The following is a 204-nucleotide window of genomic DNA, read 5'->3' as shown; positions in this document are numbered from 1 at the left end:
CAGATGGTACAGAAGATCATATTAAAGTACCTGTAACAGTAGGGGAACAAGCAGATAATAATGCATATGAACCAACAACAGAAGGTGTAACGAAAGACAATGGCACACCAACAACATCAGACGATGTAACAGGTGCAGTGACAATCCCAGATTATCCAGCGGATAAAGAACAACCAACAATCACAGTGGATGACGAAACACAAT

The 204-nt window shown here is 40.7% G+C and carries 1 protein-coding gene; it reads left to right on the top strand.

The genetic code is table 11. From position 1 onward, the window contains the following. The coding region (locus LQ677_RS14875; protein ID WP_239749106.1) for a hypothetical protein at positions 1-204 on the top strand (204 nt) is incomplete at both ends.

This window comes from Mammaliicoccus sp. Q-M61 (assembly GCF_022386055.1).
Taxonomy (GTDB): Bacteria; Bacillota; Bacilli; order Staphylococcales; family Staphylococcaceae; genus Mammaliicoccus; species Mammaliicoccus sciuri_A.
This window is presented reverse-complemented; position numbering and strand designations above follow the sequence as displayed.